This window comes from Paenibacillus glycanilyticus (genome assembly GCF_051200795.1).
Classification (GTDB): Bacteria; Bacillota; Bacilli; order Paenibacillales; family Paenibacillaceae; genus Pristimantibacillus; species Pristimantibacillus glycanilyticus.
In genome coordinates, this window is the sequence record NZ_CP195155.1 from 5264557 (window position 1) to 5279210 (window position 14654).

The 14654-nt window shown below is 53.4% G+C and carries 15 protein-coding genes; 3 read left to right on the forward strand and 12 right to left on the reverse strand.

Annotation, left to right across the window (positions count from 1 at the left end; genetic code table 11):
* Positions 1 to 67: 67 nt before the first annotated feature.
* The 11 genes from ACR9FF_RS23705 to ACR9FF_RS23755 form a co-directional block, all read right to left on the reverse strand.
* Entirely contained in the window at positions 68 to 1705 is a 1638-nt protein-coding gene (locus ACR9FF_RS23705; protein ID WP_127495574.1) for a putative polysaccharide biosynthesis protein, read from the reverse strand.
* A gap of 40 nt (positions 1706 to 1745) precedes the next feature.
* Positions 1746 to 2471: a ThuA domain-containing protein gene (locus tag ACR9FF_RS23710; RefSeq protein WP_435165445.1), complete on the reverse strand. Its 726-nt coding sequence runs from the start codon at positions 2469 to 2471 to the stop codon at positions 1746 to 1748.
* Positions 2472 to 2484: 13 nt separating this feature from the next.
* A complete protein-coding gene (locus ACR9FF_RS23715) occupies positions 2485 to 2970 on the reverse strand; it encodes a DUF456 domain-containing protein (protein WP_435165448.1) in 486 nt (161 codons plus the stop codon).
* A 7-nt stretch (positions 2971 to 2977) separates the two neighbouring features.
* A complete protein-coding gene (locus ACR9FF_RS23720; protein WP_127495577.1) occupies positions 2978 to 3730 on the reverse strand; it encodes a Cof-type HAD-IIB family hydrolase in 753 nt (250 codons plus the stop codon).
* Positions 3731 to 3966: 236 nt separating this feature from the next.
* The gene (locus ACR9FF_RS23725) at positions 3967 to 4839 is read right to left on the reverse strand and encodes a metal ABC transporter permease (RefSeq protein ID WP_435165451.1); all 873 of its coding nucleotides are present in this window, start codon (positions 4837 to 4839) and stop codon (positions 3967 to 3969) included.
* Complete coding sequence (locus ACR9FF_RS23730) at positions 4836 to 5792, reverse strand: metal ABC transporter permease (RefSeq protein ID WP_127495579.1); 957 nt, start codon at positions 5790 to 5792, stop codon at positions 4836 to 4838. Before ACR9FF_RS23730 ends, ACR9FF_RS23725 begins: the two co-directional genes overlap by 4 nt.
* A gap of 10 nt (positions 5793 to 5802) precedes the next feature.
* Positions 5803 to 6615, reverse strand: coding sequence for a metal ABC transporter ATP-binding protein (locus tag ACR9FF_RS23735; protein WP_435165455.1), 813 nt, complete (start codon positions 6613 to 6615; stop codon positions 5803 to 5805).
* 24 nt (positions 6616 to 6639) lie between these two features.
* On the reverse strand, positions 6640 to 7605 hold the full coding sequence (locus ACR9FF_RS23740) for a metal ABC transporter solute-binding protein, Zn/Mn family (RefSeq protein WP_127495581.1): 966 nt from the start codon (positions 7603 to 7605) through the stop codon (positions 6640 to 6642).
* A gap of 197 nt (positions 7606 to 7802) precedes the next feature.
* A complete protein-coding gene (locus ACR9FF_RS23745; protein ID WP_435165459.1) occupies positions 7803 to 9857 on the reverse strand; it encodes a peptidoglycan D,D-transpeptidase FtsI family protein in 2055 nt (684 codons plus the stop codon).
* A 27-nt stretch (positions 9858 to 9884) separates the two neighbouring features.
* A complete protein-coding gene (locus ACR9FF_RS23750; RefSeq protein ID WP_127495583.1) occupies positions 9885 to 11042 on the reverse strand; it encodes a transglutaminase domain-containing protein in 1158 nt (385 codons plus the stop codon).
* 52 nt (positions 11043 to 11094) lie between these two features.
* Positions 11095 to 11553 carry a hypothetical protein gene (locus ACR9FF_RS23755; protein ID WP_127495584.1) on the reverse strand — a complete coding sequence of 153 codons (459 nt, stop codon included), beginning with the start codon at positions 11551 to 11553 and terminating at the stop codon, positions 11095 to 11097.
* Positions 11554 to 11821: 268 nt separating this feature from the next.
* Between ACR9FF_RS23755 and ACR9FF_RS23760 the strand changes: the two genes are divergently transcribed.
* From ACR9FF_RS23760 to ACR9FF_RS23770, 3 genes are all read left to right on the forward strand, one after another.
* Entirely contained in the window at positions 11822 to 12982 is a 1161-nt protein-coding gene (locus tag ACR9FF_RS23760) for an MFS transporter (RefSeq protein ID WP_201007971.1), read from the forward strand.
* Between the two features lie 129 nt (positions 12983 to 13111).
* The gene (locus ACR9FF_RS23765; protein WP_280525713.1) at positions 13112 to 13243 is read left to right on the forward strand and encodes a hypothetical protein; all 132 of its coding nucleotides are present in this window, start codon (positions 13112 to 13114) and stop codon (positions 13241 to 13243) included.
* A 141-nt stretch (positions 13244 to 13384) separates the two neighbouring features.
* Entirely contained in the window at positions 13385 to 13738 is a 354-nt protein-coding gene (locus ACR9FF_RS23770) for a toprim domain-containing protein (protein ID WP_127495586.1), read from the forward strand.
* On the opposite strand, the gene ACR9FF_RS23775 is transcribed toward ACR9FF_RS23770, so the two are convergent.
* Positions 13716 to 14654, reverse strand: a complete 939-nt coding sequence (locus tag ACR9FF_RS23775) for an AEC family transporter (protein ID WP_248761953.1) — start codon at positions 14652 to 14654, stop codon at positions 13716 to 13718. The two genes, ACR9FF_RS23770 and ACR9FF_RS23775, sit on opposite strands and share 23 nt — an antisense overlap.

Consider the following 14654-nt stretch of genomic DNA (forward strand, 5'->3'; position numbering starts at 1 on the left):
TAGACCTATAACTCTATCTATTGTACCTGACGCTCAGGGAGGTTGTAAATGTATGGAATTTCTGTCGTTATTTCTGCGTTTGCGTGCGCCCAAGCGCCTTCAGAAGCAGGACAAACAGCTTACGCAGCGGCCCCGGGAAGGACTTCGCATCCTCCATGGTAACGACGCGGAGCAGCACAAGCAGGAACAGGTACAGGACTCCGATCACTGCGCCGGCAGCGGCCGCGGAGACCAGATACGTCAGCTTGTCCGGCCAGCTGCCAAGCAGATGGCGGATCCCCGTCTCGGTTCCCCAGCCTGCCGCAACGGATACGACGATCGTTACCAGGTAAGAAGGCCAGCGGCTTCCAAGCACCGTGAACTTTACTTCCCTGCGGATCGCCTCGATGTTCATCCATGTCATAACGACAAAGCAGACGCTTGTCGCCACAATAACGCCGTAAACGCCGTAAATCGGGGCAAGCGCGTAGCTGCACAGGATTTTCAGCCCGATTCCTACGAAAGTATTCATCATAGGGATGCGGGCTTTCCCAAGCCCGAACAAAATCGAGTTGCTTGTCATCATCGTAATCTGGAAAATCGTTCCTGCCGTCAAGGCGGCAACGATGCCGTAACCTCTTGGCCCCGTGAAAATAAGTCCGGTGACCGAATACGATGCCGCGGCAAGCGTTAAGGCTGCCGGCACGCCGGTGAACAAGACGATCCGCATAACGAGGGAGGTCTGACGCTCCACCTCGGCCATATTCCGCAAGGAATACGCAGACGAGATGACCGGAATAATCGACGTGCTGAGCGCGATGGCCAGAATCGGCGGAATGCCCGCAACCGTCTGCGCCTTGAAGCTGAGATCTCTCAATACGAGCAGCGCGTCATGATAGCCGTAATACGATTCCGTTAAACGTACGAATAAGGACGAGTCGAACGTATAAATAATTTGCACGGTCATCGCCGTAATAACAATCGGAATGGACATCGTGAAAATCTCGCGGTAAATGGACCGGAAAGGAATCTTGGCAGCGGCCTTGACCGCTGCGATATCCACCGACGGCCGCTCTGCGAGGTCGCCCCGGCGCAGCTTTGCCGCATAATACAGCATCACAAGCAGAGCGCCTACGCCGCCAATCACGTTGCCGAACGATGCCGCGGCCGCGCCCCATTTTTCGCCCCAGTCAATCGAGACGACATAATAAGCGAGCGCCACGCCTACGATAACGCGCAAGATTTGCTCCACGATCTGCGACATGCCGCCCGCCATCATGAATTGACGGCCTTGGAAGTAACCCCGCATCATCGCGATAATCGGGAAAATAAGCAGCGTTGGCGCAACCGCGCGGATCGCAACCTCCGCACCTGGCGTCTTGGCGATATGCACGGCATAATACGGAGCCGCGAAGTAAAGGGCAATCGTCAGGATAACGCCGGTTATGACGCCAAAGAGCAGCGCAGCCTGGTAGACCCGTTTCGCCTCATGCTCGCGGCCCAGCGCATATCTTTCCGATACCATCTTGCTGATGGCACTAGGGAGACCGCCCGTCGCCACGACAAGCAGCGTCAAATACACGTTGTTTGCGACCGCAAAATAAAGCCCGCCGTTCTCGGTCAGGATATGATCAAGCGGAACCCGCTGAAAAATCCCCAGAAAACGGGCAATCAGCGCGGCTGCCGCCAATATTAACGTACCTTTTATAAGCGAATCTTTTTTCATGTTGTCCTTCTCTTTCTTTAATGACTTGCCGGATTGCAGGTTAAGCTTGGCCTTTGATTAGCTCCAGAGGCTGATGGTTGCCGCGGACCGGCTTGCCTGCCTGGGAAGGAGCTGCCCACTTCACGCCGTTCTGGATAATTTGCAGCACCTGCGGATGATAGTAGGTCGGATGCGTCTCATGACCCGGACGAAAGTAGAAAATCTTGCCTTGCCCGCGGAAGAAGGTGCAGCCGCTGCGGAACACCTCTCCGCCTTCGAACCAGCTCACGAAGACCAGCTCGTCCGGAGCCGGAATGTCGAAATGCTCGCCGTACATTTCCTCGTGGTCGATCGTCACGTATTCCGGAATGCCCGCGGCAATCGGATGGGCCGGATTAACGGTCCAGATCCGTTCTTTCTCGCCGGCTTCGCGCCATTTCAGATCGCAGCCCGTACCCATCAGCTTTTTGAAAATTTTCGAGAAATGGCCGGAGTGGAGGACAATCAGCCCCATGCCGTCCATTACGCGTTGATGTACCCGCTCCACGATCGCATCGTCTACGCGGTCATGACCCATATGTCCCCACCAGATCAGAACGTCGGTGTTGTTCAGCTTTTCTTCCGTAAGGCCATGCTCCGGCTCTTCCAGCGTTGCGGTTTGAACCTCGATGCCCTCCGAGCGGATACCTTCGGCAAGCGCGTTATGAATGCCGTCCGGATATACCGCTTTTACCTCTTCATGCTCTTTCTCGTGCAGAAACTCGTTCCATACTGTTACCTTTACCATTTGCTCCATCTCCTTAGTTGGCCATTAACCAAATAATAAATAATGCGATCATTGCTGCCTGAAGAATGATTTTGACAACGACGCTGGTCAATAACCCAACCAACGAGCCGATGCCAACCTTAAACGATTTCTCGATATTGGAGCCCACCGCGAGTTCCCCGATAACGGCGCCGGCGAACGGCCCAATAATAAGGCCAAAGGCAGGAATAACGAATGGACCTAGTATAAGCCCTATCGTACTTCCGATGATAGAGGCCTTGGAACCCCCGAACCGGTGAACCCCCCACGCGCTGACCGCATGGTCGGCTATGACCAGGACGACGAGGATCAAGGTCTGCACCGTCCAGAACACCCAGCCAAACGGCTTGAACGAGAAGAAAAAGCCGTATACGAAGAAAGCGCCGTATATCGCGAAAACTCCCGGCAGAATCGGCCAGACCGCACCGGCCATGCCAACCACGAATAAAATGACAACCAGCGACCAGCCTAAAATATCCACTTAGGCATCAACCTTTCAATACATATTGTTTGATGATCTCGGCGACGCCGTTCTCGTTGTTGGTGAGCGTCACTACATCGGCCGCGTCTTTGACTGCCTGCTGGGCATTGCCCATCGCTACGCCAAGTCCCGCTTCGCGGATCGCGGCAATATCATTCAAGCTGTCCCCCGCGGCAACAACCTGCGACATCTCGATGCCAAGCATGACGCATAGTTCGCGGAGCGCGCTGGCCTTCGTAATGCCTTTCGGGTTAAGCTCCAGGTTCTCCGTGGAGGAATTCGTAATTTCAAGCGCGTCCCATTCGGTTATCTCCTCGAGAATGCGATTACGGACAACGTCATCCTCCGTGTAATAACCAAACTTCAGCCAATGGTGGTCTTCATACGTCGTTGACGGGTCAATCCACTTCTCCAGGTTGTAAATGCCCGTTGTCGAGTACGCCCAGAACCAGGTTCCCGCATGCCTCAGCGCCAGCTCGTGCAGCTGCTTGACGTAGACCGGGCTCATCAATGTGCGTTTATGCAGCACATGCGGCTTTTGCCAGATCTCGCTGCCATTGGCCGTAATCATCGGAGTCTCCAGCTTCAGCTGCTCCGCGAACGGAAGCGCCCCCCGGAAGCCCCGGCCCGTGGAAAAACTGACGGTAATGCCGGCATCCAGCGCCCGCTGGATCCATTCCGCGTTCTCCTCGCTGATCTCGCTCTGGTCATTCAGCAGCGTTCCATCCATGTCGAGTGCGACTAATTTGTAATTCCCCATGCTCGGTATCCTCCTGCCTGTTTCTACTATGCAATATTTTAGCACAGATTAAGGAGATTCCAAACGAAGCTATCGATATTGTTCTAAACGTTGGGACATGGGCGAAGGGTTCAATTAATTCGCTTGTCAGTCCGTAGAAATCTCTTTCAGCCGAATTCGTTCTCCATACCGACGCCGAGCCCGAAAAAAAAACCCCTTCCTCGGTTTATGAGGAAAGGGAATCTATACTCGACTTTTTAAGCCGCGAGCTTGCGGAGGCGGAGCTTCTTGGCGACGATGCCATGCGAAGGCGAGAACAGGAAGGCCAGCACGAACAGCACGGCTGCCGCGCATACGATACAGCCCGCAATGGAGGCATCAATCATGACGGCGGCAGCGTAACCGCCAAAGACGCTAAGGATGCCTGCGCCTACGCTGAGCACAATCATGCGGCCTAGCCTGTCGGTCAGCAGATAGGCGGTAGCGGCCGGGATGATCAGCATCCCGACAACGAGAATGGCGCCTACGCTTTCGAAGGAGCTGACGGTTGCCATCGATACCATGCCCATCAATAGGTAATGGAACAGCGCTACCGGAATGCCGCAAGCTGCAGCCAGCGCAGGGTCGAAGGAGCAAAGCTTGAACTGCTTGTAGAACAAGCTGATCACCGTCACTATGATAATCAGCGTTATGCCAAGCAGCCACACCGCTTTTGGCCCAAGGTTTATGCCGTTTACGACCCAGGTGTTCCAGTGCACATAAGCGATTTCGCCGTACAAAATAGCATCCTGGTCCAGATGGACCTGTCTCGCGAACAGACTGACCAGAAGGACGCCTATCGCAAACAAAGCGGTAAACACGACCCCGATCGAGGCATCCGCCTGCACCCCCTTGTTCTGAAAAAGCTGAATAAGGAAGACGGCGAACAATCCGCAGGCCATTGCGGCAACCATCATCAGAATCGAGTCCCGCGAGCCGCTGAGCAGGAACGCGATCACGATTCCCGGCATGACGGAATGGCTGATGGCGTCGCCGATCATGGCCATTTTGCGCAGAACGAGGAAGGCACCCAGTATACCGCTGCAGCTTGCCACCAGCATCCCGGTTAACAGAATCCAGAAGTCACTCATAACGACGCCTCCTTATTCAAGCGGTCGTCCACGGAAGCCGTTGCCGCCTGCTCCTCATAGCCATAACCAAGCGACCGCTTCATCCTTTGCTGCACCATTCTCCGGACAAGAATCCCCCGCTTGGAACCAAACAACAGCGATAGAAGAAACAGCAAGGTTGCGGCTAACACCGTAAGAGGACCGGTCGGCAGGCTGTCTCCCGTCGAGCTGACAATCGCTCCCGAAGCCCCGCTAATGGCGCCGAACAGGCCGGATACGACCACCATGACGCCAAGCCGGTCCGTCCAATACCTGGCGGATACCGCAGGGGTAATGATCAAGGAGGCAACCAGGATAACCCCAACCGCCTGAATTCCTACGACAACCGCCACAACCATAAGGAACATAAGAAGCTGTTCGAGCATCGCAACAGGATAGCCGATTCCTTTGGCAAAGCCCGGGTCGAAGGATACCAGCTTGAACTGCTTGAACAGGAAATAACAGATCGTAACCAGCAGCAGACTGACAATCGACAGAGTAAGAACATCCGAGCCCACCATGGAAGCCGCCTGACCGAATAAAAACTTATCCAGCCCCGCCTGATTTCCGTAGCCTCCATGCTGGACAAGGGTTAACAACACGATACCCAGGCCGAAGAAAGAGGATAATACGATTCCCATCGCCGCATCGTGCTTAACGCGTGAATGCCGCGTAATCCAGCCGATCCCGAAGGTTGCCGCTACGCCGGCGAGACCTGCTCCGATCAGGAAGTACAAAATGGACTTGGTACCGGTCAGCATAAAAGCAATACAGATACCCGGCAAGGCGGCATGCGCGAGCGTATCGCCCATCAGGCTTTGCTTCCGCAAATAGGAAAAGCAGCCAATAATGCCGCTGCTCAGCCCAAGAAGCGTGCAGCTGAGCAGAATCCACTGCATGTTGGGGTCCCGCAGAAGCGTCCATAACGTATTCATATCCGTTCACTCACCCTTCCGCGCTATCCGTCTTAGACAGGCTGTTCCGGTCCAGGAAAGCCAATCGGCCGCCATACGTGCGTTGCAGCAATTGCTGATTGAACACCTCTTTTGTCTTGCCGTAAGCAACAAGCTCTACGTTTAACAGCAGCACGGAATCAAAATATTCCTCCACCGTGGCAAGGTCGTGATGAACGACAATAACGGTCTTCCCTTGCTGCTTCAGCTCCTGGAGCAGCGTAATAATAGCCTTCTCCGTAGCGGCATCCACACCGGCGAACGGTTCATCCATAAAGTACAGGCTGGCATCCTGAGCAAGCGCACGGGCGAGAAATACCCGCTGCTGCTGCCCGCCGGACAGCTGGCTGATCTGGCGGGAGGCAAAGTCCGCCATGCCAACCTTGGCCAGGCATTCCATCGCAATCGCGCGCTCCTTCGCTCCCGGGCGCCCGAACAAACCCAGATGACCGTAACGCCCCATCATAACGACATCCAGTGCGTTCGTGGGGAAATCCCAATCGACGGATTCCCGCTGCGGCACGTAGCCAACCAGCTTACGCTGCTGTTTATAAGGCTTGCCGTAGACGAGCACCTCGCCGCCAAGGCGGGGAATAAGGCCAAGGGCAGCCTTCATCATCGTTGATTTGCCGGCGCCGTTAGGGCCGATAACCCCAATCAGCTCCCCTTCCGTTACAGTGAAGGAGACTCCGCGCAATACAGGCTTTTTCTGATAGGCTGCGCTAAGCCCTCTAATCGTTAACGGAGGCGCAGCACCCTCCCGCTCCCTTGCGGTTGCCGCAGACTTTACTTTTGCTTCCGACATGACTAACACTCCCTTTCCCTTCGTTTATCTCAATGCCTGAACAATGGTATCCACGTTATGTCTGACCATTCCGATATACGTTCCTTCCACGGTGCCGGCTTCCCCCATCGCATCGGAGAACAGCTCGCCGCCAATCGTTACCTCATGTCCCATGGAACGCGCGCCTTGAATGACCGATTCAATCGCTTTCTTTGGCACGCTGGATTCGATAAAGACCGCTTTGATCTTGTTTTCCACCAAAAAATCACGCAGTGAGCTGACATCCCTCGAGCCGTATTCCGACATTGTGTTCATCCCCTGCAGCCCCGTTACCTCAAGTCCATACTCATCGCCAAAATAACCAAACGCGTCATGAGCGGTTACGAGTATTCTTCTCTCCTCGGGTATCGCCCTGATCTGCTCGGTCGTATATCGGTCCAGCTCCTCCAGCTTCCCGATATATGCCGCAGCACGCGCTTGATAGCCCTCCGCATGAACCGGATCCTTCTCGATCAGGGAGTCCCGGATCACCTCCGCAGCCGATATCCACATCTTCACGTTGAACCAGATATGAGGGTCATGCGACTGGCTCCCTCCGCCCGGGAACGACCGCAAATCCGACTCCGGTATCCGCGAAGAGATCGCAACGGTAGGCTTGCGCTTCTCCAGCTTCTCGAACATCTCCGCCATTTTCCCTTCCAAATGCAGCCCGTTATAAAAAATAATGTCCGCCCGGTCCAGCTTCTTCACATCGCCATAGGACGCCTTATACAAATGCGGGTCAACGCCCGAGCCCATCAGTCCGGTAACTGCGACATCCTCTCCGCCTATTTCCTGAGCCACGTCGGCAATCATGCCGGTTGTAGCCGTTACCTTCAGCTTGCCTTTGCCCGCAAGTCCGTCGTTCTCCCCCGTCCCGCAGCCCGTCACCAGTAAAGCACTTACCGCCAGAAATAAAAGGGTCATTATAAACCGCTTAATCGCGGAGTTTGGCTTTTTCGAAAACCGCATATCCTTTCCCCCATCCATGAGTTATCCCGTGTTTTGCCTGGACGAACATTAGTTAGCTTAACGCCTCTTTGTTTATACTATTCAAAAATGTTTCTCTGATGCAACATTTCTTACGAAATTTGTCTATAAAAAGTTTCAAAAAAAAGCTGCTCCCGAAGATTCTTTTTTCGAATCTCCGGAAACAGCTTTTCAGCATCTTATTGGGTTTTACCCGGTGTACCGTTAGTACCCGCGTTAGCCGTATTATTCGCTTGATCCTTCGTCTTGCCCGGTGTACCGTTCAAGCCAACCTCGTAATCGTAAGCGTCGAAAATTTTCCGCGCGATTGGAGCTGCGCCCCAGCCGCCAAACTCACCGTCCGGAATAACAACCGCTACGGCCAGCTTCGGATTTTCTCTTGGCGCATAAGCGATAAATACCGCGTTATCCGCACGGCGGCCGGCTACGTCGGACTGTGCCGTACCGGTTTTTCTCTCGTACGTGTACGTAACGCCATCAAAGCCCTGCACGTTAACCCGGGACATGCCGTCCTCGATTTCCTTCCAATAAGAATCGGGGAAATCCACCGTGTTCAGTACTTCCGGCTTAAACGTCTGAACCACATTGCCGTCCGCGTCTTTAATCTGGTTGACGAATTGCGGCTTCATCCGTTTGCCGTGGTTCGCGAGCATGGACGCGTACTGCACGAGCTGCAGCGGCGTATAACGCGCTTGCTGGCCGAACGCTGCCCGCACCAATGCGGATTGGGAACTGGCCGTTTCCGCTTCGTGGTAGTAGTCGATCGTGCCTTTGGATTCGCCTCTCAGACCGCTGCCGGTCAATACGCCTAGCCCGAATTGCTTCATGTAGTTATCCCATACATCGACGCCTTTTTTGCCTTTGTATTTCTCATACAGATTGTTGCCCACCATCTTCGCCATAAACGGGTTGGAGGAATGGGCAATCGCCGATGCCGGGTCCAGCAAGCCGTAAGCATGGTTCGAGGCGTTGCCGATCCGTACTTCATGGCCTTTGGCGCCAAAGAAGTAAGCACCGTTATCGAAATACGTGCTTGTTGTCGTAAACAGCTTTTCGTTCAAGCCGATCAGAATGGATAAAGGCTTCATCGTCGAGCCCGGAGGAACCAGGGACGACGGATGCTGATTCCGCTCTTTGTCGGTTTCGTAGTGAGGGAATACCTCTCTGATCGTTCCGTTGTTTAGAACAGACGAAAAGTTTTTGTAGTCTTCGTTGCTGATCTTGCCGCCCGCCCAAATATTCGGGTCGTAATCCGGCATGCTCGCCATCGCGACGACTTTACCGGTGTTTACTTCCATCGCGACGGCGAAGCCGATCTTCGCGTATTCGGCACGCTCCGCCTTATTGGTCGACGTGCTGATTTTTTTGATCTGGTCGACAATCGCCTGCTCCGTCGTTAATTGCACGTTGCGGTTGATGGTCAGGTACAGGTCATCGCCCTTTTGCGGGTTGGTAATCTGTACGGGACCTATGATCCGCTCCGCGTTATTAACCGGATAAGTTTTCAGGCCGTTTTTGCCGCGCAAAATATCCTGGTACATATATTCAAGTCCGTCAAAACCAACGTCCTCGTCATCCAGATATTGAAGCTGCGGATCGTCTTCATTCCCTTTATCCTTGTAGAAATCAAGCGATTCGCGTACGCCTTTGAATTTCTTCAAGTAGCCGACCAGCTGCACGGCTACCGTATCATTCGTATAATTACGCACGCTTTCCTCGACGATATCGATCCCTTTGAATTCCGACTTGTGCTCGCTGAAGTAGGCAATCTCCTGCTCCGTTAAGCCGGTTTTTATCCGCCGCGGGGTAGAAATCGTATTCCGGCGGAAATCCAAGTCCATCTGACGGATAATATCTTCCACCGTCATTTGTTTTTCAGGAGCTTTATCCCCTTTTTCTTTAAATATGGCAGCCAGCTTTGCGGCAATCGCCTCCGCATCCCCGTCCTTGAAATCAGGCGAAATCGTAAAATAGAGCGATTGCGTTGATGTCGAATAAGCAATCGCATTGCCTGACGAATCGTAAATATTGCCGCGGATCGGCGCGATCTTCACGCTTCTGGTGCTCTTCTGGCTGCCTTGCGCGCTCAGCTTCGGACCTTCGACGAACTGCAAGATAGCAAGCTGAATAATAAGAACGCTAAATAGTCCAAATACGATAAAGAAGAAAAAGTTCAAACGAAACGAGAAATGACGCCGATTCGTTATTTCCCGTTTCTGCGGATCATCATGCAACCTGTTCACCTCTTGTCCAATTCTAACTTAAACGGCCCGGATATGAGTCTTGTCGAAATCAACCGGGTTGAACCAATCGCCGGAGGATGCCCATGTCGCATCGAGCGGAATCCAGGTACCGCCGTCTCCGCCTATTTTCACTTCATTCCAGGCATGCGGCCCGGAGCCTCCGCGGCCGTCCAGCCCCGTGCCGGTAACGACCTTCACGTCAAGTCCCGACGCACGGGCCATCACGGCGTACAGTCTGGCTACGTCGATACATACGCCTTTGCGGGTAGCAAACGTCTCCTCCGGGTTCTGTTCCTTCCATACTCCGTTGTCTACGTAGTTATTAGCCTTGTCCCAGTCATAGGCAATACGGCTGCCCAGCCAATCATACAAAGCCCTTGCCTTGTCTTCGTCGCTGCTCTTGTCCTTCGTAATCTGCAGAGCTGCCTGCTCAATATCCGTCGGGATATTGTAATCGATAATCTCGTATTTGCGCTGCAGCACATTCTGGAACTCTTCCTGCACGGCTTCCGCCAGTACGGGTCCGCGTCCGGCCAGCATATCTCCGGCAACCGGCTCAAGAACATCCGATGCCTTCATGTATAACGGAGATTGCTGAATCAATCCGGTCCAGAGGCCGTTTGGCGCTAGCGAAACATAAATAAACAAGGCGGCTACGAATACGAATGCCCTCCCGGCACCGTGAACCGTGCCAAAAACAGCTCCCGCCGCGCGGCTTGCCGCTCTTCCGCCCGGAAGGCGCTCCATGCTCTCGTGTCTGCCGCGCTGCTGTCTGCTAGCAAACAAAGTCTCCAGCAGCGGCGCAAGAAAGGATGCGGCCAGCCGAAGCAGCAAATACGAGAGCAAGAACAGGATGCCGTACCGGAGCAGGGCGAAATCGCGCAGGCTTGTTATAAACGTATACCAAGCCTGGGAGGTTGCACCCATTTCCTTCTGCGGCACGTTTACATGCCCGCTCAGCCAGTCCGCCGCAAGCGGGGACAAGCTGCCTGCAATTTTCCCCGCAAGCACAAGACACACAATCAACAGAATGCCGTCCCATACAAAAAAGAAAAGGCGCCTCGCTGAACCCGACGCGCCTCTTCTCATTCCTTGCAGCAGCGAAACCAGCAGAAGGAGAAGAACGATAAGCGAGACCGGTTCCCAGGCCGTCCCTGCGCGTATCCATTCCATCATCTTTACCCCTCCTTGCCTCTACCTGTATTGCATTGTTGTACTTGTTCTCTATCTATACTTTACCATTGGCCTTCGCTTGATCGATAAGCGCCTGAATGGTTGAATCTATTTTCATCGTACCAACCGATTTGCCGCGGAATTTTACGTTCACTTCACCGGAGCCGGGAACACCTGTCAATTCCAGATTCTCGGTCTTCACCGTGAAGGTTCCGTCGGAATTCGAGGTAAACGTTGCTTTATCCACTTCTCCCGCCATAGCCGATACGGCTTCCTGCTTCAGGCTGTCAATCGCCTGCGTGCCAATGGACTTCACGTCGTCCAGCGTATAGCCGCTGTAAGCGACAATGCCGACAACAATGACGAGCACCAGCGCCCATTTCACGAATGTCTTAACGACTCTGATTATAAAGAGCAGAACAACAAGCGCAATGACAAGCACCAGCCAATGATCCTGCAGGAAAGTGCTCCACGCATCCCAATCGTAGCCGGAAAAATCAAAGTAATTTTTCAACAAACAATCCCCCTAAAAAGAATGATCACACAAATAGGGAAACTACTGCCTACTGTGGTAACAAGCAGGCGGGATTTTGCTTACTGTGTTCATTCTTGCTTCGTAAGCAGTAGCCCTATTATAACTCGCGCAATGTCCCATTATCAAACATTATAACCCACCCAGAATATGCCGTAAACGTAAGGCGGCATATCTGCGCCGGAAGACATATCCTGTCCATCTTTCACGTACAAGTAAATTAAGAGGATATGCAAGGAGGAAGTAGCCGTTGAAAACCGCAATCTGGCTTTATCTATTTCTGTTCGTCGCTTTCTTTGATCTGCATGCGCAGTACCCGATCCTAACGCCCTTCGCCATCTCCCTGGGCGCGGCACCCTCCTTCATCGGGCTGATGATGGGCATGTACTCCATCACTCACCTGCCGGGCAATATTATGGCCGGATACGGGGTTGACCGTTTCGGAAGCAGATTGTTTATCGTATTCAGCCTGATGGGCGCGGGCGTTGTCCTGCTGTTCCAATCCAAAGTAACCGATCCGTGGCAGCTGCTGGTGCTCCGCTCGATCAGCGGATTCGTGCTGGCCTTTCTGTCTCCTGCCTGCCTTGCGCTGCTAGCCCGTATTTCGAGCGACGTGACCAAACAAGGCAAGTTTATGGCCGGCAACGGACTGGTGCATACGCTGGCCACGGTTGTCTCTCCCGCAGCGGGCGCGTATCTGGTTGCGAGGATCGGGTTTACGACCGCTTTTTATTTACTGGGCTGGGTGCTCATTATAACCGCAATCTGCGCCTTGTTCTTTATTCGGGATATAAAGGCAGCGCCGGCCGTGGAGATTGAACCGGCACCAAGCAGCACGAAACCCGTCCTAGCCGAAGGAACTCCCATCCCTTGGCTGGTGTTCCTGCTTCCGATTGCCATGAGCTGCGCGCAGGGTATTCTGTCATTTGAGCTGCCCCTGATGGCGACGTCCTCGGAAGGGATGATGGAGACCGGCATTTTGTTCTCCGTCGTCAGCATCGGCGCCTTGATTACGCTGAGCATGCTTTTCCTAAATAAGCTTTCGTCTTATTACCGGACCTTGTGGGGGGCGCTTGGACTTGCTCTCGTCTATTTTACGATTGCTGCCCAACCCCCGCTGCCGTTCTTTATGCTTCTATTATTCGTCGGGATGGCTAAGGGCATCGTTCTCCCCGCTATTTCAACGCTGCTAATCGAGCTTAGCGGCGGCGCCAAGTACGGCCGTACCTTCTCGGTTCTGTCCATTGCCTACTCGGTTGGCGCCTTCCTTGGGCCGATGCTTGCCGGCCATCTGCGGGACAATCTGTCCCCTTACTACCTGGCTTTTCTTGGACTAATGATCGGGGTCTGCGTCTTGCCGTTTCACCGCAGAAAAACTACGCTCACACCCATTTTTCCCAAGTCTAGGTGAATGCACAAGGCCATTCGCTCACCCGGGCATATAATGCACTATGTCAGGTGGCCACGAAGGACAGTTGCTCTGGAAGGAGCATTGCCCGGTCGACATGACGTTGAAGCTTGCTAGAGAGGGGTGACTTAGATGTCTGAAATTCATGTATCACCTGTAGGCGATCATCGCGGTGGCGGCTTTAACCATATGGGGTCCATCCTCGTATTGTTCATCCTGCTCGTTATCATCGTCTGCACCATTTGCGGCGGCGGATTATACTAAGAAACTCTTTATGAATATGAAAAGGGACGGAGCTCAAGTGGCTCCGTCCCTTTTCCATTAGGAATCTTTTTCTTGCCCGCGGCTTGTGAATATCGCTACACTACATGTAAGAAGCTACAGAATAAAAGGCTGGTGACTGCTATGGATATCGCCATTATCGTAGAAGGCAAAAACGACAAAAGCCGGCTTCGCCGCGTACTTGATGAATCCGTCCCCATCTTCTGCACCTTTGGTACGCCGGGTACCGTCCAGCTGGAGAAGCTGCGCAAGCAGATTGGAGACAAGGACGTCTATATTTTCACCGACAATGATTCCTCGGGCAAACGGATCCGAGGCATTCTCCGCGATTTATTTCCTGACGCCGAGCATATCTACACCCGCCGCGGCTACCCGGGAGTAGAGCATACCCCGGAGGATTATCTGATCGAGCAATTGGAGAAGGCTGGTCTGGAATCATTCATCCAATACCCCGTTAAATATGAAGAAGGAAAATAACGACCGCCACCGTAATAATGCTCATCACGGTCGAGAGAAATACGGCCTGCGAGGCGAATTCCGGTTCGTTATCGAACTCGACGGCAAGCAGTACGCTGCTGAGCGAGGTGGGCACGGATGACGATACGATAAGCGCCGCCGCCATCATATGGTCGATGGTCATAAAGAATCCAAGCACCCAAACGACCAATGCGGCCAGAGCCGGACCGCCTATCAGGCGCAATCCGTTCGCAAGCAGAACGTTTTTGATCAGAACGGGATTAAGCTCCCACTTCATATTGCCAAGCTGTACGCCCAGCGTAACCAGGGCCGTCCCGATAAAGGCATTCGACAAATACGTAATAGGCGTCTCGACGGATTGCGGCAGCTGCACCTGAAAGCCGTGAAGCAGAAAGGCAATCGGGATGACGTAAATAATCGGCTGCGACAGTATGGTACGAAGCGTGGAACGGAAGCTCATCCTATGCGCGTTAACGCTGTATATGCCGAATGTATTCGGAAGCAGAGACTGCGTAACCATTACGATAATCTGAATCGACAGCGTATAAGGGTTCGCCGAGAAAGCAAGCTGATTTAGCGGAATCCCGTAATTGGCGCTGTTGTAGAACAGGACGCTGTTGCGCATCGCCCCGCGCATGCCCCCCTCCAGCCCGCGCAGCCGGACGGCGGCTTCCACGCAAGAAGCCTGCAGGGTCATAAACAGAATGACGAACAATAAGACTTGACCGATCAGGGCTGCCGAGATATCCGTTGTATAGAGCAAATTAAAAATGACGGATGGAGAAAATACATAAAAGTTCAGCTTCGACAAGGTTTTGATATCCAAAGAAAAAAGCCGCTGCATTGTGAAGCCAACAGCTATCATCAATGTGAGCGGCAGGACATTGCTCCATAATATGTGCCAAAATATGTCCAT